Source organism: Blautia glucerasea (assembly GCF_013304385.1).
Lineage (GTDB): Bacteria > Bacillota > Clostridia > Lachnospirales > Lachnospiraceae > Blautia_A > Blautia_A ammoniilytica.
This window is the reverse complement of sequence record NZ_JAAITU010000011.1, coordinates 49,331-72,388: the sequence shown is the minus strand read 5'-3', so window position 1 is coordinate 72,388 and position 23,058 is coordinate 49,331. Positions and strand designations below refer to the sequence as shown.

General features: G+C 44.8%; 15 protein-coding genes and 1 riboswitch. Of the genes, 1 reads left to right on the top strand and 14 read right to left on the bottom strand.

Going from position 1 to position 23,058, the window contains the following annotated elements; translation table 11 throughout:
- Positions 1-25: 25 nt before the first annotated feature.
- From G5B11_RS06425 to G5B11_RS06385, 9 genes are all read right to left on the bottom strand, one after another.
- A complete protein-coding gene (locus G5B11_RS06425; protein WP_173727272.1) occupies positions 26-526 on the bottom strand; it encodes a signal peptidase II in 501 nt (166 codons plus the stop codon).
- A 57-nt stretch (positions 527-583) separates the two neighbouring features.
- The gene (locus tag G5B11_RS06420; RefSeq protein WP_173727271.1) at positions 584-1,117 is read right to left on the bottom strand and encodes a zinc ribbon domain-containing protein; all 534 of its coding nucleotides are present in this window, start codon (positions 1,115-1,117) and stop codon (positions 584-586) included.
- Positions 1,118-1,198: 81 nt separating this feature from the next.
- Positions 1,199-2,692, bottom strand: coding sequence for an ATP-dependent Clp protease ATP-binding subunit ClpX (clpX, locus tag G5B11_RS06415; protein ID WP_158421428.1), 1,494 nt, complete (start codon positions 2,690-2,692; stop codon positions 1,199-1,201).
- A 210-nt stretch (positions 2,693-2,902) separates the two neighbouring features.
- Positions 2,903-4,408: a S1C family serine protease gene (locus tag G5B11_RS06410; RefSeq protein ID WP_158421427.1), complete on the bottom strand. Its 1,506-nt coding sequence runs from the start codon at positions 4,406-4,408 to the stop codon at positions 2,903-2,905.
- A gap of 183 nt (positions 4,409-4,591) precedes the next feature.
- Positions 4,592-5,515 carry a glycosyltransferase family 2 protein gene (locus tag G5B11_RS06405; RefSeq protein ID WP_158421426.1) on the bottom strand — a complete coding sequence of 308 codons (924 nt, stop codon included), beginning with the start codon at positions 5,513-5,515 and terminating at the stop codon, positions 4,592-4,594.
- A gap of 133 nt (positions 5,516-5,648) precedes the next feature.
- A complete protein-coding gene (locus G5B11_RS06400) occupies positions 5,649-7,250 on the bottom strand; it encodes an LCP family protein (protein ID WP_158421425.1) in 1,602 nt (533 codons plus the stop codon).
- A 45-nt stretch (positions 7,251-7,295) separates the two neighbouring features.
- Positions 7,296-8,699, bottom strand: a complete 1,404-nt coding sequence (locus tag G5B11_RS06395; RefSeq protein ID WP_158421424.1) for an undecaprenyl-phosphate glucose phosphotransferase — start codon at positions 8,697-8,699, stop codon at positions 7,296-7,298.
- Positions 8,700-8,868: 169 nt separating this feature from the next.
- Positions 8,869-9,831 carry a glycosyltransferase family 2 protein gene (locus tag G5B11_RS06390; RefSeq protein WP_173727270.1) on the bottom strand — a complete coding sequence of 321 codons (963 nt, stop codon included), beginning with the start codon at positions 9,829-9,831 and terminating at the stop codon, positions 8,869-8,871.
- Between the two features lie 10 nt (positions 9,832-9,841).
- Complete coding sequence (locus tag G5B11_RS06385; protein WP_173727269.1) at positions 9,842-11,707, bottom strand: glycosyltransferase family 2 protein; 1,866 nt, start codon at positions 11,705-11,707, stop codon at positions 9,842-9,844.
- A gap of 185 nt (positions 11,708-11,892) precedes the next feature.
- Here G5B11_RS06385 and G5B11_RS06380 point away from each other — a divergent pair, with 185 nt between their 5' ends.
- A complete protein-coding gene (locus tag G5B11_RS06380) occupies positions 11,893-13,164 on the top strand; it encodes a D-alanyl-D-alanine carboxypeptidase family protein (RefSeq protein ID WP_173727268.1) in 1,272 nt (423 codons plus the stop codon).
- 142 nt (positions 13,165-13,306) lie between these two features.
- Here G5B11_RS06380 and G5B11_RS06375 read toward each other — a convergent pair whose 3' ends face one another.
- The 5 genes from G5B11_RS06375 to G5B11_RS06355 form a co-directional block, all read right to left on the bottom strand.
- A complete protein-coding gene (locus G5B11_RS06375; protein ID WP_244092934.1) occupies positions 13,307-13,882 on the bottom strand; it encodes a hypothetical protein in 576 nt (191 codons plus the stop codon).
- 50 nt (positions 13,883-13,932) lie between these two features.
- Complete coding sequence (locus G5B11_RS06370) at positions 13,933-15,219, bottom strand: sirohydrochlorin cobaltochelatase (RefSeq protein ID WP_173727267.1); 1,287 nt, start codon at positions 15,217-15,219, stop codon at positions 13,933-13,935.
- 196 nt (positions 15,220-15,415) lie between these two features.
- Positions 15,416-15,590, bottom strand: a riboswitch (cobalamin riboswitch).
- Positions 15,591-15,619: 29 nt separating this feature from the next.
- Complete coding sequence (locus tag G5B11_RS06365; protein ID WP_173727266.1) at positions 15,620-18,082, bottom strand: YfhO family protein; 2,463 nt, start codon at positions 18,080-18,082, stop codon at positions 15,620-15,622.
- 5 nt (positions 18,083-18,087) lie between these two features.
- On the bottom strand, positions 18,088-20,532 hold the full coding sequence (locus G5B11_RS06360; protein WP_173727265.1) for a glycosyltransferase family 2 protein: 2,445 nt from the start codon (positions 20,530-20,532) through the stop codon (positions 18,088-18,090).
- Position 20,533: 1 nt separating this feature from the next.
- Positions 20,534-23,056, bottom strand: coding sequence for a glycosyltransferase family 2 protein (locus tag G5B11_RS06355; RefSeq protein ID WP_173727264.1), 2,523 nt, complete (start codon positions 23,054-23,056; stop codon positions 20,534-20,536).
- Between the last annotated feature and the right edge of the window lie 2 nt (positions 23,057-23,058).

The following is a 23,058-nucleotide window of genomic DNA, read 5'->3' as shown; positions in this document are numbered from 1 at the left end:
ATAATACCTCATTCCATTTGGAATGTCAACATCTTTTTTTATTTTTTTTAGATTTTATTGTTTTATTTTTATGGGATGGCAATAAACCAGACAAAAGCCACAGGCCGGTCCCAGCAATAATACAGACATCAGACAGATTAAAGACTATTTTTTGCAATTTCTTATGACTGGTACGAAAGCTGATATAATCTGTCACATACCCTTTTTCGCACCGATCCATATAATTAGACAGACCTCCGCCCATAACCATACCAAGACCAATTCTGCTAATCATAGGCTTCTGCTGAATATTCTGCCGCAGATATTCTCCTGCAGCAGCCCCTAAGGCTGCTGCGGAAATACCCTGACAGTTCTTTTGATCTTTCGGTCCTATACCAAGGGCCATACCTTCATTGTGACAGTTACACAGATATATCCTTCCACCAGGAATTTCCTTTCTGGTGCCCTGAAGGATATTGCTGTCCACCTGTTCCTTTATTTTTTTATCCAGCAGGTAGATCCATGCTGTAAGTCCAAGTCCTGTCATATCTGTCCTCTTCCCCATAACTGTCCATACATCTTATGAAACGAAGGAGTGTATCTCTTACTCCTGGGTATCCTCTGAAGAAGTCTCTGCTTCCGGTGCGCTTTCATCAGTTACATCCTCAGAAGTCACTGCTGCTGGCTCTTCTCCAAGTGTATCATCTTCTGCAACTGTTTCTGTTGCTTCTTCTGCTGTAGCCTCAGCAACAACTTCCTCTTTCGGCTCCGGATTAGGGCATGCAGTTCCACAGAATGGGCAGAAAGACACATCCTTCTCCACTGCCCGCTTACAGGATGGGCAAATCTTGCGTCCTTTCAGATCTGCTGCAGCATCCTTGTACTCTGCGATAGCATCCATATGCTGACGAATCTCCTGACAAAGATTCTGAAGCTCTTCGTCCATCTGGACACCTCCGCTATAACGGCTGAAAACAAGATTACCAATATCACATTTCAGCTTCTCCACCATATGTTCCTCACTGGACACCTTACTCTGAATTTTCTGTGTCTCATAAATCTGTCCAGCCTTCTTGCTAAGATCCTTAGTTGTTCTTGTCAATGTTTCACTTAAACCATCAAAAAAGCCTTTTCTCATAACGCATTTCTCCTTTTCTTTTATTTGCTGCATGAATATATGTTAGATATTGGGGCAAAAAAGCCCCAACCAGTTGCCGTCTCAGGCCAGCAACGGCACTTCCTGCCCTCTTAAGAGGATTCTTGGTCCTCCGTTACCGTCTATATATTCTTTTGTAATGATCACCTGACCAATACTGTCATCCTTAGGGATCTCATACATGATATCCAGCATATATTCTTCAAGAATGGCACGAAGCCCTCTGGCTCCTGTATTACGTTCCATGGCTCTGGCTGCAATAGAATGCAGTGCTCCATCCTCAAACTCCAGACGAACCTCATCCATGGCAAGAAGCTTCTTATACTGCTTCAGTATGGCATTCTTAGGCTCCTGCAGGATCTCTACCAGCATGTCCTCATTCAGTCCATCCAATGTAAAGATTACCGGAAGTCGGCCGATAAATTCAGGGATCATCCCGAAATTGCGAATGTCCTCTACTGTTACTTTTGAAAGTATATGCGGATCTCTATCGTATTTATCCTTCAAATCTGCATAAAATCCAATGGATGCCTGCTTATTCAGCCTTTCCTTGATGATCTCGTCCAGATCTGGAAATGCACCGCCGCATATAAACAGGATATTCCTGGTATCTACAGTCACCATAGGCACCATGGCATTCTTGCTGTTGGCTCCTACCGGCACCTCTACCTGGCTGCCTTCCAGCAGCTTCAGAAGTCCCTGCTGGACAGCCTCTCCGCTTACATCCCTTTGGTTTGCGTTCTTTTTCTTTGCGATCTTGTCTATCTCATCTATAAAAATAATACCATGCTCTGCCCGTTCTACGTCATTGTCTGCTGCTGCCAAAAGCTTGGATACAACGCTCTCAATATCGTCTCCAATATATCCTGCCTCTGTCAAAGATGTAGCGTCTGCAATAGCAAGGGGTACGTCCAGAAGTCTGGCCAGTGTCTTTACAAGATACGTCTTACCACAGCCGGTAGGCCCGATCATCAGCATGTTGGACTTCTCGATCTCCACATCATCTTTCATGTCTGATGCCACTCTTTTATAATGGTTATACACAGCCACTGACATAACTTTCTTTGCTTTTTCCTGGCCGATCACATATTCATCCAGAGTGGCTTTGATCTTATGTGGTGCAGGGATCTTCTTCAGATCCAGCACAGGTTTTGCTTCCTGGGCTGCCTTTTTCTTACGGATCTTTTTTGGCTGTGGTCCCATGTTCAGGTTCCCCAGGTCGATCATACTGACGCCTGGCATATTCAGCAGGTCGCCGTAATTCATGTTGCTGTTGTTGATCTGGCTGTTCATAGTGTTAAAGCTTTTCTGCATACAGTCTGTGCAGATATGTATATCATTCGGAAGTTCGATCATCTTCCCTGCCTGACTTTCCGGACGGCGGCACAGGAAGCAGAAGTGCTCGTATCCGTCTTCCTGGTGGTCTGCATCATCCCCTGCACCAGCTGCAGATGAATCAGCTGTTGTGGATGGATCCGTTGTGTCTGCTGCTGTATCTTTCTCTCCGGCAGTATCTACTTCTCTGAAATCTTCGTAATCGTCAATATGCTGTGACATATTATTTCCTTTCTGTTGTTGTATTCCATTTGGATTATAGCACATATTTTCACACTATTGAAATAAAGTTTTTATAAAGTCTTTTTCATACATTCTACTGCAGGATGCAGGAAGAGCTGCCGTAACGTATCTGAAACTCAGATCCGCCAACGCAGCTCTCATGAAATGTCCTATAGGTAAGATTTTGATGTCAAAACACCAGAGGCCATATCAGGCATTATTATGTCCCTGGTTGTCTCTGGATGCAAGGGTAACGCTGATGGTCTGTTCTTTATATTCGCCATCATCCGGCCGTGCAACCACCACATCTATCGTTTCTCCGGCAGTATAATAAGACAGCTTCTCCACCAGATCTGAGCGTCCGCTCACTGTTTGTCCGTCAAATTTTACAATAATGTCGTTTTTCTGGATACCTGCCTGCTCCGCTGCGCCGCCTGGTGTAACTCTCATAACAAAAGCACCGGATGGCATATTGTACATCTGGATGGCACCTGCAGTAAGATCTGTCACCTCCACATCCAGATATCCGGCTTTGGAGGAACCGGACACCTTATCCCTTGTCTTCCGGTTCATAAGATCTTCTAAGATGGGCTGAGCCTCGGAAATAGGAATAGCGTACCCTGTACCTTCCACATCACTGGATGCATATTTTGCACAGTTGATCCCGATCAGTTCGCCCTTCATATTCAAGAGGGCACCACCGCTGTTACCAGGATTGATAGCTGCATCTGTCTGGATCAAATTGGAAGCGGTGCTTCCTCCTTCCAAGGTAATGGTACGATTCAGGGCACTTACCCATCCGGAAGTGACTGTCTGACCATAACCAAGGGCATTTCCTATGGCAACTACCTGCTCTCCTACCACAAGATCATCAGAACTGCCTAACTGTGCAATCTTGATCTCACTCATAGTATCTTCTGGGATATCCTTTTTCTCTACAGCAATCACTGCCAAGTCATTAGTTTCATCGGTTCCTTTAATCTTTGCAGAGACAGCATCGTCAATATTAATATCTCCGTCACCGCTGGCTACATTCCTTGTCTCTTTTTCTGCATTCACCACATCATCCCCGATAAAGCACACACTCAAGGTAGTAGCCCCCTCGATCACATGATTGTTGGTAGCGATCAGAAGCTCATCATCATTTTCTCCTACAATGATCCCTGACCCACTGCCTGTGCTTGGATATTCCATGCCATATCCAAAAAAGCTGGTAATCTCCTGAATGCTTACAGACGTAATAGCAACCACTGAAGGCATGGTAGCTTTTGCTACGGCTGCCACTGTGCCTTTTTCATTAGCTGTATCCTGCACTGAGGAAGTATCTGTGGTATTGTCTGAAGCTGCCACTGTCTCCGGAACTGATTCTGTAGTGGATACTTTTGTATCTGTGGCAGATGCTGTGCCAAAATATTTCTGAGACAGGATATTGGTTGCCTGAAAAACAGTTCCTGCTACCAGTCCGAATATCACTGCCAGTACTATCGTAGCTGCCAGCTTTTTCTTAAAAGGTACTGGCTTTCTGTCTTTGTCTTCTAACGTAACTTTCACCTTGCTGGTGTCTTCTTCATCCTGATCTTCTCTGGTCGTTTGCTGTTCTTCATGGAACCGATACTGTCCATATTGTGGTCTTGTATAGTGATAGGTTACATCCCCGGAGCTGTCATTTACTGTATTTTCCTGGGAATCTGTCCCCCGGCTTTTCTCCTCGTCCATATCCATCTGCTCCCTTCTGTCTTTCTCGCTATGGTAAAATAATCCCCAAGTCGTTTCCCCGTCCTTGCGTAATCACAAGTGGGTTCAGACCTTTTGACACTGTAATCATTACATAAAAAAAGTGTAACAATGAAATGTGTTTAATTTGTGATGGATATTTAAAAAAACAGTGACAGAAACCAACTATTCTTTTCTTTTCCAATATTCCCGATTCATTGTGCACTTAAGAACCGTTTTGGGCGACAGTTTTATATATCCCTTTCCCATTTTGTACCCCAGGTACTTGCTGCCACTTTGGAGCACCAGCTGCGGAATCAGCCATATATGTCCGCTTTTCAGAAGATAACCCAAAGTCTGCTTTACCAGCTTCATCCCCTCCCCTTCGGAAGGAACAGAGTCGAAGATCTCCGGATGCTCTGCCTGGGACACGCCCAGATCAAAATTTCTATGGAACTGCTGGCTACAGGAATAATTATGAGAATGGTACACACAGGCATCTGCCTGATATGCGATTCCATATCCTTTTTTAGCCATATTGCCTGCATAGATCATATCTTCATTAAAAATGGCCCGATCCACGAATCCACCTACTTCTTTGTAAATCTCCTTATTGTAAGCTGCACATACATTGGAGCAAAAATATGTCTTGATCCCGTATATGCCTGTATCCTTCTCCCATTTTACAGAAGAAACCGATGGATAATTAAAAGATCTGGTATAGCATTCTATAAAGCGGCAGTCCTGTTTGGGCAGCTGTCTTGCATATGCTGCCCCCACCTTTTCATCTGCTTCAAGAGGCTTTAAAAGATGCTCCACCAGGTATTCATCTGCCGGAAGGGCGTCCTGGGTCATAAAGATCATAAAATCAGCCAAAGACAGCTCTGCCGCCTTTTTCCTGGTGCCGCCATGATCAAAGTCAGACTTTTGAAGATGGTAAACCTGCAGCTGGCTGAACTCCTTTTCCCATTCCGGCTTCCAGCCGCTTTCTTCTGTATTCATCACAAGTATTCTGTGAATCGGTCTGGTCTGCTGATCCAGCCTTTTCAGAAGCTGATAAAAATCCTTTCCCGGATGGTACGTGGGAATGATCACATCTACATTTTTCATTCTTTTTCCTTTCCCATTGAATTGAAATAAAAAGGGCTGCTGCATAAATACACTTGTCAGGAATAATATACTGCCTTTTAGGAATATATATTCATTCACTGCAGATGCTTTATGCAACAGCCTACTTTATCTGTTAAGCGCCTTCCACGCTTTCATAATCAACGATCACATCATCCTGGATCACATCACCGCCGCCGGCATCTCCACCGCTGGTATCTCCTCCACCGCTGACATCACCGCCGCCACTGGCATCTCCTCCACCGGTAGTATCTCCGCCGGTGCCAGGATCTACATAGTCACCGCCTGTATTGCCTCCACCGGTAGTATCTCCGCCGCCGGTAGTATCTCCACCGCCGGTTCCAGGATCCACATAATCACCGCCTGTATTACCGCCGCCGCTGGTATCTCCTCCACCGGTAGTATCTCCGCCGGTGCCGGGATCTACATAATCACCGCCGGTGCTGCCATTATCACCACCACCGGAACTGTCTCCTCCGCCAGTAGTTCCTCCATTATTTGGATCCGAATAGCCGCCGTTTCCGTTATCCCAGGCATTGCCGCCGCTACCGTCATCCTGCCAGAAGAATTCATTATTTCCGCTGCCGTCATCCTCACTGACTGCAGGAGCCTCATCCTGAAGCTTGTCAGCGCCTCCTACGATATCAATGATCTTGGCACTTGCATCAAGAATATTCTGTGAAGGTGTATAATTCTCGGAAGAACCATACAGGAACTCATGAAGCTGCTTTACATTGGACTCCAGGGAATCCGCCACAATAATACTTCCTCTTACATTGGAGAACTTATAATTAAGCGGGAAACCTGTAGTCTGATCCACATGATATCCAAGAAGTGTTGGAATCATATTCAGGATCTCGGTCTTGGTAAGAGATGTTTCCACCATTGGGAACACCTCATCCATAATATTGAAAATAGTAGTCAGACCGGCTTTCTTCAGCTTCTGGGTCAACATCTGAATCACCTTACGCTGACGCTCTGTACGTCCCATATCCAGGCTGGCTGTATAGCGGATACGGCAGTAAGAAGTAACCTGCACACCATTCAAATGGTAAATATTATAAATAGCTTCCTCATCTTCAGGCTTAGGATCCGGAAGTTCTACCGGTGTATATTCCTTATCTGTTTCCTCTGATGTTTCTTTACAGTAACTGTTCATATGAACCATCTCTGCATAGGAAAGAGGGATCTCCAGGCCGCCAACTGCGTCCACTGCTGCAGTCAGTGCATTAAAATCTACAGTAGCATAATCCGTAATATTCAGATCCAGGTTGGTATTCAGCATGGAAATAGCCTGCTCCGGACCACCGTATGCATAAGCTGCATTTGCCTTGGCATAAGTACCATTGCCAATATTCAGAAGTGTATCACGGTAAATAGATACCAGACGTACCTCCTGTGTATCATTGTTAATGCTGGCAATGATCATGGTATCGCTGTTCTCAGAACCCAAAGAAGCATTCTTAGATCTGTGGTCAATACCGAACAGTGCATATGTTCTGTAGCCTGTCATCTTGGGAGCTGTATCATTAGTAACTATCTTAGAATCATCGAAAGCTGCCCGTTCGCCGGAAGATTCTGTTACTTTGTTCTTTACAAGCTTGTCCATCCTGGCTGAAATCTGTCCATACACATACAGTCCGCCAATAAACAGCAGAAGAACAATGATCTCAATTGCGAAGAGGATTCTCTTCTTCTTTTTTCCTTTTCCTGCCATACTCTTTTCCCTTCTTGGTTATTCTGCATCCCTTAGTATTCTCTGTTAGTATGCATTTTTATTAATAAATCCCTTAAAAAATGTAAGGAACAATATTTTGATATCAAAGCTAACGGTCCAGTTCTCAATGTAATATAAGTCACACTCAATCCTTTTACGGATGGATGTATCTCCCCTGTAGCCGTTTACCTGTGCCCATCCGGTCAGTCCCGGACGTACCTGGTGCTTCACCATATATCTGGGAATTTCTTCCCTGAACTTCTCCACAAAGAAAGGCCTCTCGGGCCTTGGGCCTACCAGGCTCATATCCCCTTTCAGGATATTGAACAGCTGGGGCAGCTCATCTATGCTTGTTCGTCTCATGAATTTACCAATGCCGGTAACTCTGGGATCATTCTTCACTGTCCAGGCTTTCTTCTCTTCTGACTCCGGCTGTACCTCCATGGATCTGAACTTATACATCCAGAATGTCTTATTGTGAAGCCCTACCCGCTCCTGCTTATAGATCAGCGGTCCCCTGGATGTGGCCTTGATCAGTATGCACATCAGCAACATCACAGGAGAAGCAACAATAATAGCTGCAATAGAGCCCAGAACATCCATGATCCTCTTTACCATTGCATTAAAAGTGTTGCTTAGCGGCACATAACGTATATTGATCACCGGAAGTCCCAGTATATCTTCTGTATATGGCTTGGTGGGTATAATGGTACTGTAGTCCGGAATAAATTTGGTATGAACTCCTGACTTCTCACACATGGCAACGATCTGCTCCAGCCGGTAATACTCAGAAAGGCCAAGAGTAATCGCAATCTCGTCCAGTCTGTTTGCAGGCAGTATCACCATCAGGTTTGCGATCCTTCCAATGACTTTGATCCCTTTGTAAACAGTACCTGCTTCTACGTTGTCATCCAGAATCCCCCGCACAATATAACCCCACTGAGGATTTTGCTGGATACGGTCAATGTATTCTTCTGCTGCGCGGCTGTATCCCACAAGCAGCACCTGTTTCTGATTCAAGCCTTTCTTACGCATGTTGCGCAGGATATAATATACTGCCATCCTGGCACTAAAATCCAGGAAAATATTGATGCAGTAAAACATGATCAGCATGGAACGGGAAATATCCCCTTCCTCAATATAATACAGTACAAATGTGGTCAGAAGAATACCAAGAGTGTTGGCCTTGATCACACTGGCAAGCACAAGACGCCTGCCCTGCATACGCATTGGCTCATAAAGAGAAAATGCATGATACATCATCAGGTATGCCGGAACAATAAAAAGCAGTGCGAACATGTACTGTTCAAAGGATCGGGTACGCACTGCTGTCGCTGCAAAGGGGCCTATAAATCGTAATGCCCAGGCAAAAATATACGCCAGGATAATCATACAGGCATCTATTGCCACATGGAGAAGACTGAAATTTTTCTGGTTGTCCTTAATCAATTCCTGTCACCTCATTTTTTCGCTCTACTTATCTTATAATAGATGCAACATAATTGCAATAAAATCTTGAAATACAATTTATAAAAATTTCATGAAAAAGGATAACTATTCAACAGATAGTAACGGTGAGGATACCGAACAGTTACGAAGCAGTTAAGTTTTCCCTTATTTATCCACGGAACCTGCGTATGATGTTTACCCATAATTCCAGTTGTATCTTCAGATAATTTGGCAGATTCTTTATGGAAAAACGTACTTTACGGTCTTTCTTGCTGATCTGGAAACCATTCTTGATCCCTGCCAGATATTCCCGTCCCATACCTTTTAAGGTAAAAAACAGGATCTTTACCACAAAGCCCGGGATCATAAAAGGAAGATTCAGAATAATCTGCAGAACCGGCATATTTTTATAGATCAGATAAATATTATTTCTTGATGAATATCTTGTTTTGAACTGATTATACCTGGAACCGCTGGTGCCGCTGCCTACATGGTAGACCACTGCCTTTGGTGCATACCAGTTCTCATAGCCCATGATCCTTGCACGGTAGCACACATCCAGATCCTCCAGATATGCAAAATGCTCTTCATCAAAATATCCGGTCTTATCCAGGAATTCCCTTCTGTAAATGGCAGCTCCGGCACAGGTAGCAAACACCTGCTCCTCCTGATCATAAGTATGGATACTCTTGCCCTTTCCTCTTGCAAAAGCCCAGCCAAGCGCACAATAATAATTGCCTGCGTCATCCAGCTTGTCCCGGTCATTAAACTGAACCATTTTGCCTGCACAGGAAAAAGCATTGCTATGCCTTTTGATGGCAGACAGCATCTCATTTACAAAATCCTTTTCAACTTCTGTATCATTATTCAAAAGCAGCACATATTCTGCTGCAGACGCTTTTATCCCTTCATTGACAGCACGGCTGAACCCATAATTATCTGGAAGCTCGATCACCCGTACCCAGGGATAACTGGCTGCTGCAAAGGATGTACTTCCGTCAGCAGAACCATTATCCACCAGGATCACCTCAAAATCCCGGAATGTCTGGCATTCCAGGCTTGACAATACACCATCCAGATATGCCATCCCATTATAATTGGGTATTACCACTGAAACTTCAACTTCCTGCATGTATTCCTCCTTATTGCCCTTTCCTGTTCTTCATCCCCGGAAGTGGTTTCAGGGAATAGTTCCACTTTGTAAGAGACAGATTCTTATTGTAATAAGGATCCCCCTTTTTCAGGATCTGGATCCAGTGGCTTCTCATATATTCGATCTCAGTCTGAAAGCGCCTTACTTTGTCTTTACTGTCCTCCAGACCTCTTGTTTTGGACTCCATATGATAAAGCTTTGCATAAGGATCATACACCACCAGGTATCCTTCCCTGCGTATTTTCAAACAAAGATCCACATCATTAAAAGCTACCGCAAGTTCCTTTGTAAAACCGCCAGCCTTTTCAAAAGCATCTCTTTTTACCATCATGCAGGCTGCCGTCACTGCACTCATGTCCTGAAGAAGAGATGCTTTATGCAGATATCCTGTCCTCTCGGCTGGCATATCTACAAACATATGGCCTGCAATGCCTCCCATACCTACCACACAGCCTGCATGCTGGATGGTATTATCCGGATAAAGAAGCTTCACGCCTACAGCTCCCACTTCCCGTCTCTGGCAGACACCCAGCATTTCCTCCATCCAATCCGGTGTGATCACTGTAATGTCATTATTCAGGAAAAGGAAATAATCCCCTCTGGCATTTTTTGCTCCAAAATCATTAATAGCTGAATAATTGAAAACTCCATTCCAGTGCAGGATCCTTACATCCGGCTCCTTTGACAGCTGCTTATAGTATTCAAATATCTCATCAGTGGTACTGTTATTCTCAACGATCAGGATCTCATAATGCTTATAAGAGGTATTCTCACGGATAGACCGGATACAGGCCTGAAGCGTATCCTTTTCATCCTTATTGGGAATGATCACAGACACAAGGGGAGAACCCTGTACCGGGTACTTCACTCTGTAGAAACCCAGATCCTTGGTATGGCTTACCACACCCGGCGTGCCGGTTCTTTCAAGGTGAGCCTCAATCGCCCGTTTGCCTGCATCAAAGGCATACATCTTACTTGCAGGATTGTCAGCAGTAGATGCTTTATGTGTCCTCCAGTGATATAAAATCTCCGGTACATGCGCCACACAGCCTGCAGCCTCCACACATCGGAAAATAAAATCATAATCCTGGGCACCATCGTATTCCCTGCGAAATCCGCCAACCTTCTCCATAATAGCCCGGGATACAGTAAAAAAATGGCAGATATAATTATTGGAGCGTAAAAGATCCAGGTTAAAATCCGGCTTCAGATGAGGCTGAAAATGTTCCTTCAGATCCATGGTCACCTTATCTTCGTCTGTATATACAACCTCTGGTCTGGGATCTGTATTGAGAGCCTGTACCACTTCAAACAAAGCATTGGGAGCCAGCAGATCATCATGATCCATCAGTCCGATATAGTCGCCCTGTGCCATTTCAAAAGCGGCATTTGTATTTTCTGCGATCCCCAGGTTGGCCTTCAATGGCTGCCAGCGTATCCTCGGATCCTGTGTCTGGTATCCATCCAGGATCTGACACATCTCCTTGTCCTCTGGGCTGCCATTTGCAATGCAAAGCTCCCAGTTAGCATAAGTCTGTGCAAGGACCGACTCCAGCATCTGTTTTAAAAAGACAGACGGTGTACGGTAAGCAGGTACTACTACACTGATCTTAGGCGCATAGGCAAAAGAATGCTTTCTCTGCTTCTCCAGCGCTGTCTCATCTGGAATATATGCTTCATACCAGGGATCGTAAGGAACCTCCTCAGGCTCAAACCGTTCGTGAAGACGGATCCAGAACTCCCTGGGGCCATAATGCTTCAGATAGCGAAACCCTTTCTGGATGGTATAGGGAGACAGCTTCTTCAGAAGACGCCCCCATTGGATCTTCATCCCTGATGATTTTTGTTTACTCATATTTTCTTTTTACCTCTGTTTTATTATTACTGTCCATTTTAACATTCTACTATATTTTTTGCAAGAAATGGAGTAAATGTGATATACTATTTCTGATTGCAGATATGCTATGATAAAAATATTAAGCTGTAAATGTCTGAAACAGCTGACAAATAATAAAAATACAACAGGAGATAATCTATACAATGAAAAAGCAAAAGAAATCCCCCTGCAGAAAACGGACTGTTTTTTCCCTTCTGCTCTCTGCCGGGCTGTCTGCTTCCCTGATCCTGGGGAGCCCTGCATTTGCAGAAGAGGCTGCTACAGATACTGCCGCCTCAAGTATCACCACCAACCAGATTTCAGGATGGCCCCAAGGGCCTGAGATCACTTCCGAAGCCGCTGTGATCCTTGAAGACAGTACCGGTACTACCCTGTACGCCAAGAATATGGATGAGGTTCTTTATCCCGGGAGCACTGTCAAGATCATGACCTGTCTTCTTGCTTTAGAGAACAGTAATCTTACAGATGAAGTGACCATGACAGCTACCGGCGTTTCCGGTGTTACCGATGGAGGTGCCAATATTTCTGCACAGCTGGACGAAGTTTTTACCATGGAACAATGCCTGTATGCCATCATGGTTGCCTCTGCCAATGATATCGCCCTTCAGGTTGCAGAACATATAGGCGGGTCCGTTGAAAACTTTGTTGCCATGATGAATACCAGGGCTGCCCAGCTTGGCTGTACCAACACAGTGTTCACCAACCCTACCGGGCTTCCTGATGAGAATCAGCATACCACAGCCCATGATATGGCATTGATCATGAAGGCAGCTACAGAGAATCCTTCCTTTTCTCCTATTGCCAGCGCAAATACCTACACCATTCCGGCAACCAATGTATCCGGCGGAGCCAGATCACTTACCAGTAAATTCACCATGACCAACAACAGTTCAGATGCTTACTACCAGGGCTGTCTTGGCGGCAAGGAAGGATTTACAGAAGCTTCCCAAAGCACGCTTGTATGCAGTGCACAGCGTAATGATGTCACATTGATCTGCGTTATTTTAAAAGGAGCCTCCAGCCAGACAGATGATGAAGCCATCACTCTTCTGGATTATGGATTTTCCAATTTCCAGCTTCTTACCTTAGGTCAGGATGATTTTTCCCTGATGTCCGGAGGTCAGGTGATCGTACCTGCCGGTGCCTCAGCGGACAGCCTGACGATCCAGGACACACCTGCAGGCGACCAGGTGAACCGCACTTACTTCTACAGCGGTGTGCAGGTTGGTACTGCTGTGATGGAGCCGGAACAGGAACAGGACACCTCTCTTTATACCAACGGACAGGCGAATATGGAAGCCGCAAAGGCCTATTCCCAGTCCACCTCCTATGTGCCTTATGCAGTGATCGGAGGCGTGGCATTCCTGATCCTTCTTCTGTTATTTATTAAAATGATCAAGATCATCAAGTCCTGATATCAGGGTGCAAAAGTGTAAGCCCCTGTGCCTGTTCAATCAGTAAAGGATGCATCATAAAGCGAATATATCCACCATAATAAAAGCCAGCCGAAACACGATCGGCTGGCTTTCATATACGGTGGATATATCTGTTTAATGATTATTCTGCATCCTCTGTATCTTCTGCTGCATTCTCGGTATCTTCTGCCTCATCTTCAGCAACCTCTACAGGAAGCTTGTTGTCATCATTCATCTCCTCCGGATTGCTTACGCTTACTATATGATCATACCATTTGCCCTTAGTACCGATAATAGCAAGGTCAAAATCCTGATCAAGAGCCTCTACAGGAACATCAAAGCCATACACTTCATCTGATAAACCATCCTTATAGGTAACCGTATCTGTGGTAGGCTGAAGCAGCTCTGCGTCATCCTTCTGTGCATCCTCAGCAAGCCCTGGGAAAAGATTCACAATGTTCTTGGATACAAGAGAGATATGAAGGGTCATTTTGCCGTCTTCTACAGTAAGCTGGCCTTTGCCCTCGCATGCCTCATTTGTGTGGAACATGCTGCTGTCTGTATTAAAGTCAACAATGTAAACTCCATCCTCCAGATCCTGTGTATCGGATGCTTCTTCTTTGGTGTCTGCTGCCTCTGCCCATACCGGCAGTGTCATAGGAACTGTCATAGCAGAAATACTTAATGCTGATACTAAAATGGCTAATGAACGCTTCATAACTTTCTTTTCTCCTTTATGGTGATGTGGTCAAATGGCCACATGTCCGTTTATTTTGCTAAGCTGTCGATAGCTGCTTTTGTATGCTCTACATACAGCTGTTCTACTGCATCGATTCTTCCAAGTCCTTCGATCTGGCAGTCTACGCTGTCAAATTCTCCGGATGCCTCAAACATGCTCTTCCAGGAATCGTCGTCATCTCCAGCCATATCATTGTTTGCATGATCACCTGCAACAACCATCAGCGGACGAAGAACAACTTTCTTGAATCCAGCATCTTTTACTTTAGCGATTACAGCATCGCAGGCTGTGTCTTCCGGCTTACCCTCTACAGTACCGATGAATGCGTTTGTAAATCCAAGGTTCTCCATCTGTGTCTGCATCTGGTCATAAGTAACATTTGCTGTATGGGATGTTCCATGACCCATAAATACGAATGCTGTACCATCTTCAGCTGCAGCTTCCATACTGTCATAGCCTGCAGTCTTAACAGCCTCATCTGTGATAGCTTTCGCTACAGCTTCTTTGTCCTCATTGATCACTGTAGCATCATCTCCAACCTCACCCAGCATTGGCTCTGCAATAGCTACAGACTCGAATTTGTCTTTATATTCCTCAATAGCAGCTGTCATCTCATCATACTCTGCGCCATGCATCAGGTGTGTAGGCTGTACAACCAGATTCTTAACTCCGTTTGCAACTGCACGGTCAAGTGCCTGCTGCATATTATCGATATGCTCATCATCTCTTGCCTGTACATGGTTGATGATGATCTGAGCTGTAAATGCTCTTCTTACAGACCAGTCCGGATATGCTTCCTGAAGTGCATCCTCGATACCCTTGATATCCTGTGCACGGCTATCATTAAAAGAAGTACCAAAGCTTACAACCAGAAGCTCATTCTCACCGATCTCATCCTGGTTTCTCGGATCATCCTTGGAAGCGTCTCCTGTATCTCTTCCGAAATACTCAGGGCTTGCCTCTTCTCCCTCTACCAGTTCCTTCTGTGCATCTGTCAGTGCATCCCATGCTTCTTTTGCTTCTGTACACTGTGCATCTGTATCGTCTGTTCTCTCCTGTACGTAGATCGCATCAATAAGAGCTGCCACTTTATCTGCTGCCTCCTGGTCTGCGTCCTCAGCAGATGCATCATCTGTTTCCTCTGCATCGTCTGCTGCTTCTGCGTCGTCTGTTGCTTCTGCGTCGTCTGCTGCTTCTGTGTCGTCTGTTGTCTCTGCTGCGTCTTCTGTCTCTGCAAATGCTGCTGTTGCTGCACATGTCATACTTGCTGCCATAGATACAGACAGGATCAGTGCCATAATTGTTTTGCGCTTCATTATTTTTTCCTCTTTTTTTCGTATTTCCGGACGAACTATGCATAAAAACAGCGGTCACATTTCTGCGACCGCAATGCTTCTCATCAACACATTCGTTCCTTTTGCCAGATGCTTCTCCCTCTTCGCAGAAGTATACCGACAGTAAACTATATGATCATATAATGTTATGAGAATACTGGTTCTGTGTCCCGCAGATCCACAATCCCACGCAAAGGCAGTTCTCCTGACTTCGTTCTACACTGCTTCCCCTTCCCGGTCTCCCAGTGGGCTCTGAAGCAGCTCCCTTACACAGTGACGGCATCGTTCCGGATTCACACCGGATTCTCTTTTACGCATCATGAAATGATGCTACCTGTACGCTACAACTTTATACATATTCAATTCGGATATCTAATAGTTATCATATAATTGTGTCTTTTCTATGAACAAAAAATGTATATATAGTAAACATAAGATAGATAATCCAGAATGCCAGACTTAGCAGGATTCCTTCTTTCAGCAATGGTGCATGATAAGTAAGGGTAAGGGCATGATTTCCTTCTTTTACTTTACATGCAAGGAAGCCTAAGTCCCCTTTCTGCAGCTTTGTGTCTTCTCCATCGATCTTAAGGCTCCATCCATCCTCATAAGGAATCATAAAAAGTACATATCCATCTGAAGCCGCTTGGATACTGCCTGTTACCAGTGTGTCCTTCCGAGGAGCATCCAGCACAACCTTTGATCCCTTCTTTGCCTGGGATTTCCCAAGGCCTGCCGCACTTTCCCTGTCTTCTCCATCCTCCAGCACAATGGCATTACTTAAAAACTTCTTCCGGATCTTTTTATCCGCTTCCCGCAGGCTGTTTTCTGATACCGTTTCATCATAAAACCTTGCCACATCGCTTTCCCGTACATTTTGATACAGATACATACTGCCAAACTGACGGATCAGCGTATATTTGCTGCTATCCAGGCTGCTATTCTTGGAGATCAGGTATCTTACCCCTGTAAAGGCTGCAAACCAGTTGTTCATAGCATTATCCCAAAAGGTATACCTGTTCCGGTCTGCATAATAAAAGCTTGGGATACAGGTGTTTACAAAATCCTTTACATTGCTGTTCATTACAGAATTATAGGTGCTGACCCCTCTGTACCCCTGAGCCAGGGAATCCATGGAAATCGTCGCAGACGAAAAGTCCTTTTCCACCCTGTAAAAGCTTTTGTCTGTTTCCCTTAAAAATCCCAGAATGTCCTGGATGTCCTGACTGTAAAGCTCCCGGAAATATGCCTGGGGCTTGTCAATAAAATCTCTTGCCTGCTGCTCGGACGGATCCTCAACGATCTTCTCAAGATAATCATCCGTTACCTGCACCACTGTTTCTGCCGGTGTATCCTCTTTTTTCAGGGACATTCTGTCTTCATAGCCAACAGTTCCCTCACAGATCACATTCGCAGCCATAGCCAGTGCCAAAAGGCTAAAAAGCACCTGCTCCCCTTTTACTTTCAACCGGTTCACCAGCAAAAGTACAACTGCCATTACTGTTCCGGTTACAGCCGTGATCACTGCGTTCTGTCTGTATTCAGCAAAAAGACTGTCCTCATAGCCCATCCTGCAGGCTTTATACATAAAGATACAAACCAGAACCACACCTATAATGCTGGCTCTGCCGCCCTTTTTCAGATAATCCCAGGTCCAGGCTGCTGCCAGAAGAATCATAGGGAGCAGCAGGAAAGTATATCTGTATGTAACCGTAGCAAAAGCATTAAAGGCATAACCGCCTACAGGAAAGATCATCAGAAGCAACATAAACAAGGCTGCACCATAAGCAGTCCTTCTGGTACGCTTTGTCTCATTGCTTTTCCAGAACAAAAGCAGAAACTGCACTACCAGGAAAACTGCCAGAACAGAAACAAACAGCACCGGATCCTCATAATAATTCCAGAAGCCATAGTATTTCTTGTCTCCCAGTTCCTGCAGATTCTGGAAATTCGTGGAAAAAGGACGAAGCAGAAGGGTTTCATAATATTCCTGCTTATTCAGGGTAAAACACCTTTTTAAAAGATCTGCCAGGGTCCTCTTCTGCTCCACTCTGGATGTTACATTTAAAAGAATGGATGCCATAGGAAGAAAAACTGCAAAGCTCATCCCAAGTCCCAACAGCATAAGCAGGCAGCCGCCTGCAAATTTCCCCATCCTCTGCCGGATGGTAAGCCCATTCAGGGAGATTACCCGGAACAGTAGATACAGACCGGTTCCCGCCAGGCACATATATGTGAAATACACACTATAGATCCCACAAAAAAATACCATTACCGGAAACAGCTTCCATTTTTTCTCTTTTCTTAAAAATTTCTCGCAGAATAAAAGTAATAGTGGAAAATACACCGTTACCATTCCAAACTGGTAATGCTGTCCCCAAACAAGAAGATAACCGCTAAGTCCATAGGCAAAGCTGAATATAAATTTGCTCTGCCTGCTAAAGGAAAATTCTGACAGGAACCAGTAAAAAACCCAGCCTGCTGCCAGGATCCTTCCAATCTGTATCCATACCAGGAAAAACAGCATGTGTGCAGGTCCAAGGATCACTCCCAGGGCATACAGCACCATTAGGGACGGGTCAAACAGATTCAGGTTAAACATACTGGTTCCAAAGCCATTATTAAAATCCCACAGAGAAAAATTTCCTTCACGAAGATGATTGACTATGGTTGCATAATGCATGGTATACTGCTCCAGGGTATCTCCCCCTACATCGCTGAACACCAGCAACTCATTTCCGAAAATGTAATTTCTGTAAACGATCAGGCCGCTGACAAACAATACCAGCAGGAGCAGAAGTCTTGTCTTCTGCTCCCGGCTTATTCTATTTATAAGTTTTTTCATATCATTTAAATCCTCTTCAGGGAAAAATCCTGGCTCTTTAAAGTAAGATTTGGATTGTAGTAGGGATCTCCGTCACGAAGGATCTCCGGCCATTTTTTCTCAAACACAGCCATTTCCCTGTTAAATCTGGCCACCTTTTCAGGTGTGTCCTCAAGGCCTCTTGATTTTGACTCATAATGATACAGCTCTGCATAAGGATTGTATACGATCAGATAACCGGCCTTCCGCAGTTTCAGGCAGAAATCAATATCATTAAATGCAACTGCCAGATCTTCGCTTAAACCGCCCACCTTTTCAAAGGCTTCTTTTTTTACCATCATACAGGCTGCTGTAACAGCACTGTAATCCTGGGCACAGATGATCCTGTGGCAATAGCCTGTAGTCCCTCTTGGCTGCATCACAAAGCAGTGTCCTGCAATCCCGCCAAAGCCGATCACCACTCCTGCATGCTGGATGGTATCATCCTCATAGTAAAGTCTTGCGCCTACACCACCTACATCCGGACGCATACAATAGCCAAGCAATTCTTCCAGACAATCCGGGTTAATGATCTCCGTATCATTATTCAGAAGCAGAAAATATTCTCCTCTTGCATACTTTGCCCCAAAGTTATTGATCGCTGAGAAATTAAATGGACCATCCCAGTACACCACACGAGCCTTTGGATTTTCCTTTTCCAGATCTTTATAGTACTGGAAGGTAGCCGGATCTGTACTGTTGTTTTCAACAATCACATACTCATAGTTCTTATAAGTAGATTTACTGTCAATGGCATTCATGCACCGTTTCAGATCATCAATATGATCTTTATTAGGAATGATGATAGAGATCAACGGATCCCTGTCCCGAAGGAACCTGGTACGGTAAAGTCCAGGAAATTCTCCAGGAAATACCTGTGCCGAAATGCCGATACGTTCATAATGAGCCTCAATGGCCCTCTTCCCGGCTTCAAAAGCATAGCCTTTGCTTTCCGGATTCTCTGCTGTAGAGTCCTCATGGCATCTCCAGTGATACAGAATCTTAGGGATATGATAAATCTCCTGGTCCTTCACTGCCTCCACACACCGGAATACAAAATCGTAGTCCTGTGCCCCGTCATAAGCACTGCGAAGCATACCAACCTGATCCAGCAGCTCCCGCTTCACCACAAATAAATGGCAGATGTAATTGACTGTACAAAGAAGATCTGGGTTATAATCCGGCTTAAAATGAGGCTGAAAAAATTTGTGCCCATCCATGGACATTTTATCTTCGTCAGAATAAAGCACCCGTATTCCCGGATGTTCATTTAACGCCTTTACACAGGAAAACAACGCATGAGGAGTCAATTCGTCATCATGGTCTGCAAAAGCAATGAAATCTCCTTGTGCAACTGCCAGCGCCTGATTGGTATTTTCAGAAATCTGCAAGGGCTTTTCACTGAAAACGACCTTGATCCTTTCATCCTGGGCTGCCAGCTCCTGCAGCAGCTTCCTGATAGGAGAATCTGCCCCGCTTCCATCAGAGATGCAAAGCTGCCAGTTAGGATATGTCTGCTCTTTTACACATTCTGCCAGTCTGCGCAGATATTTTTCCGGTGTTTTGTAAGCAGGAACCACAATAGAGATCATTGGCTGGAAATCAAATTTTGTACGCCGCTCCTTTTCCAGTTCTCCCTTTGTGGGAAGATGCCTCTCGATCCATTTAGAATAAGGGATTTCCCTGGTGGAAACAGTTTTCACCTTAGATACTGTCTTATTCCATAACGCAGCAGGGCCTTGATATTTCAAATATTTCATGCCCTTTTTCGCATATTTTTCCACCTTATTTGCCAGGATCACCGGTTTTTGCAGATGCACTACATAAACTGACTTTTTGCCTTTACATTCAAAAACCAGATACATTACTTTACCAGAAAACCCGGTTATTTCTGCAAAAAACCCTGTTTTTCCAGGATCCTTTGCTTCCTCATAAAGCTGTTCCACATCCACCCGTGCAGTCCTTTGGATATCTGCCTGGACAGGCTTTTTGTTTTCATCAAAAATATGGACCGAAACCGGTCCGTCAGCAATGGTCCAGCCCCTTAAACGGACACAGCCTGCCTGCACCTTTTCCTCTTCCATATAATACTGTGGCTTTCCTCTTTTTTTCTCCAGATCCTTCACCGGAATGGAAAACCACAATTCCTTTTTATCTGGTGTGTCTGCATAGATCTTCAGCTTATGGTAGCCCTTCAGATCCTGTGGAAGCTGTATCGTTGCTGTGATCCGTTCTCCCCGGATCCTGTCTGGATCCTTGAAGCGCTCCATGGCGCTAACGATCTCTAGCTTCTGGATATCTGCCTTTAACTGGCTGTTATCCAGAAAAGCCAGCATTTTTCCTTCTTTGGGCCAGGTTCCCTGCAGAACATACCGTGTAGGATCCTGTAAATGGAACCGTTCTTTCGTTACCTCAAATATTTCCTTATACATTTTAAACCTCTCTTAAGGAACAGTCTCCTTCTGTCACTGATAAATTCGGGCTATAATAAGGATCTCCTTTGGCCAGCTCTTTTCCCCATTTTTTCTCAAAAAGCAGGGTTTCTTTCTTAAAGCGAAGCTGCTTCTCCGGTGTATCCTCCATGCCTCTGGACTTAGACTCGTAATGATACAGCTGTGCGTAAGGCGTAAATACTACCTTTTTCTTATGCTGTCCAAGCTTCATGCAGAAATCAATATCATTAAATGCAACTACAAACTCCGGATCAAAACCATCTACCAGCAGAAAATCCTCTTTCTTAACCAGCATACAGGCAGCTGTCACTGCGCTGTATTCCTGTACGCTTACCAATCGTCCCATATAGCCATCTGCACTGCCGGACGCCCTGCAGAAAATATGTCCTGCAATGCCTCCCAGGCCGATCACCACACCTGCATGTTGGATGGTATCATCTGGGTAAAACAGCTTTGCCCCTACCGCGCCTACGTCCTTCTGCTGACAAAGCATCAGCATTTCCTGGATCCAGTTGGGAGTAAGCACCTCCACGTCGTTGTTCAGAAATAGGAAATATTCCCCATTCGCCAGGGCTGCTGCAAAATTATTGATAGCAGAAAAATTAAAACCTTCTTTCCATGTGAGAAGCCTTACAAAAGAATACTTTCGGGTCATTTTCTCATAATATTCAAAGGTTTCCGGATGGTTGCTGTTATTTTCCACAACCAGTACTTCAAAATTTCGGTAGGTACTTTTCTTATCAATAGAAGAAATACACAGTTCCAGATCCTTTACATGATCTTTATTTGGTATGATAATGGAGATCAAGGGCTGTCCCTTTATCTTCACCTGGCTTCTGTACCAGCCTGGCCTCTTTGTCATCTCCACTTCTGCCTGGATCCCCATTCTTTTGTAATGTGCTTCCAGTGCTCTTTTCCCTGCTTCATAGGCATAAGCCTTGCTTGCAGGATCTGCTGCTGTAGACTCCATATGACACCTCCAATGATACAGTACCCTTGGAATGTGCACTATGTTTTCCGCCTTTTCGCAGCACCGCAAGATCAGGTCATAATCCTGTGCTCCATCATAATCTGATGAAAAAAGTCCAACCTGCTTTAACAATTCTTTCTTTACCACAAAAATGTGACAAATATAATTATTCTCCCTTAAACGGAAAAGATTATAATCCGGCTTAAAATTTGGTTCAAAATAATGGGCACCATCCATACTGATCTTATCTTCATCAGTGTACAGTGCATCTGCCGGACGATCACCTTTTTGAATACTTTCATTGATGGCTTTTACAATATGAAAAAGTGCATCCGGTGCTACCACATCGTCATGGTCTGCAAGAAGGATATAATCCCCTTTAGCCATTTTTACTGCCGCATTAGTATTCTCTGAAATACCCCCGTTCTTTTCCAGTTTTTTATAGCAGATCCTTAGATCCCTGCCATAATGCTTATGAATATAACTGGTAAGCTCATCTCCTGTACTTCCGTCCGCCAGGCAAAGCTGCCAGTTCTTGTAGGTTTGCTTTACGATAGAATCCACCGCCTCCTTCAGATAAGGTAATGGTGTATTATAAAGAGGGATCACAATACTGATCTTAGGTTCATAAGGAAAATGGGTTTTCCGCTGGGCCATCAGCTCTTTTCTCCCGGCTTTGTGACGCATCAGCCACTGCTCATAGTCTCCGGTCACGATTCCGGCTTTTGCATCCACATATTTCAAAAATCCACGGATTCCCTTCTTTCGCAGGCATTCCAGATTCTCTTTCCGATTTTCCCAGGCCAGCACCTTTTTACGTCTGCCGGCAGGTGAATTTTCCGCCTGAAGCTTTTTCAGGTCGATTTCCACTTGTTTTCGGATCTCTTCCCTGCCTGTATTCCCAATGAAAACCAACACCAGCCTGCCTCCGGCCACATCTGCCAGTTTGCCGCTGATCTGAAATCCCAGTTCTTTTTCTTTATATTCTGTGCCAAGCGCCAGACTTTCCACCACATCCGGCCTGCGTCCACGGCTCAGCTTCAAGGATACCGGATTCCCCTTACCGTCCTGAAGCAGGATCCGGTCAGTACCTTTCTGGCAAAGTACCCAGCCCTCTGCAGCGATCATGGTGCGGTACAGCACCTCCTGTCGGTCTATGTGTACCTCCATCATCTGATCCTTACAAAAATCATAAAGCTGCTGTGGATCTGTTTCCCACAAAATGGCTTTTTCTTTTCCATCTGTAACCACAAGCCTCAGCTTTTCATGCTTCTTTACAAGCGCTTCTGCATTGGGGATCCTTATTGTAAAACCGCATTGCTTTGTCCCTGATGTCTCCGGATATCCGGCTTCCACATCCGGTCTGGCAAAGCGCACCGGCTCCTCCATCGGGAGCTGCTCCCCTGCCGGATCTGTAAGAAGGAAACGTAAGGGCTGGCTGTCCCTTTGAAAGGCCCACCCTTCCAGAATCAGGGATTTTTCATTCTTCTCCTGGTATTTACGGTCATCTACACTCCACACTAACTGTTCCATCC

Coding starts and splice junctions, on each gene's coding strand:
- G5B11_RS06425 (WP_173727272.1), bottom strand. CDS start 526: ATGACAGGACTTGGACTTACAGCATGGATCTACCTGCTGGATAAAAAA.
- G5B11_RS06420 (WP_173727271.1), bottom strand. CDS start 1,117: ATGAGAAAAGGCTTTTTTGATGGTTTAAGTGAAACATTGACAAGAACA.
- clpX (WP_158421428.1), bottom strand. CDS start 2,692: ATGTCACAGCATATTGACGATTACGAAGATTTCAGAGAAGTAGATACT.
- G5B11_RS06410 (WP_158421427.1), bottom strand. CDS start 4,408: ATGGACGAGGAGAAAAGCCGGGGGACAGATTCCCAGGAAAATACAGTA.
- G5B11_RS06405 (WP_158421426.1), bottom strand. CDS start 5,515: ATGAAAAATGTAGATGTGATCATTCCCACGTACCATCCGGGAAAGGAT.
- G5B11_RS06400 (WP_158421425.1), bottom strand. CDS start 7,250: ATGGCAGGAAAAGGAAAAAAGAAGAAGAGAATCCTCTTCGCAATTGAG.
- G5B11_RS06390 (WP_173727270.1), bottom strand. CDS start 9,831: ATGCAGGAAGTTGAAGTTTCAGTGGTAATACCCAATTATAATGGGATG.
- G5B11_RS06385 (WP_173727269.1), bottom strand. CDS start 11,707: ATGAGTAAACAAAAATCATCAGGGATGAAGATCCAATGGGGGCGTCTT.
- G5B11_RS06380 (WP_173727268.1), top strand. CDS start 11,893: ATGAAAAAGCAAAAGAAATCCCCCTGCAGAAAACGGACTGTTTTTTCC.
- G5B11_RS06375 (WP_244092934.1), bottom strand. CDS start 13,882: ATGAAGCGTTCATTAGCCATTTTAGTATCAGCATTAAGTATTTCTGCT.
- G5B11_RS06370 (WP_173727267.1), bottom strand. CDS start 15,219: ATGAAGCGCAAAACAATTATGGCACTGATCCTGTCTGTATCTATGGCA.
- G5B11_RS06365 (WP_173727266.1), bottom strand. CDS start 18,082: ATGAAAAAACTTATAAATAGAATAAGCCGGGAGCAGAAGACAAGACTT.
- G5B11_RS06360 (WP_173727265.1), bottom strand. CDS start 20,532: ATGTATAAGGAAATATTTGAGGTAACGAAAGAACGGTTCCATTTACAG.
- G5B11_RS06355 (WP_173727264.1), bottom strand. CDS start 23,056: ATGGAACAGTTAGTGTGGAGTGTAGATGACCGTAAATACCAGGAGAAG.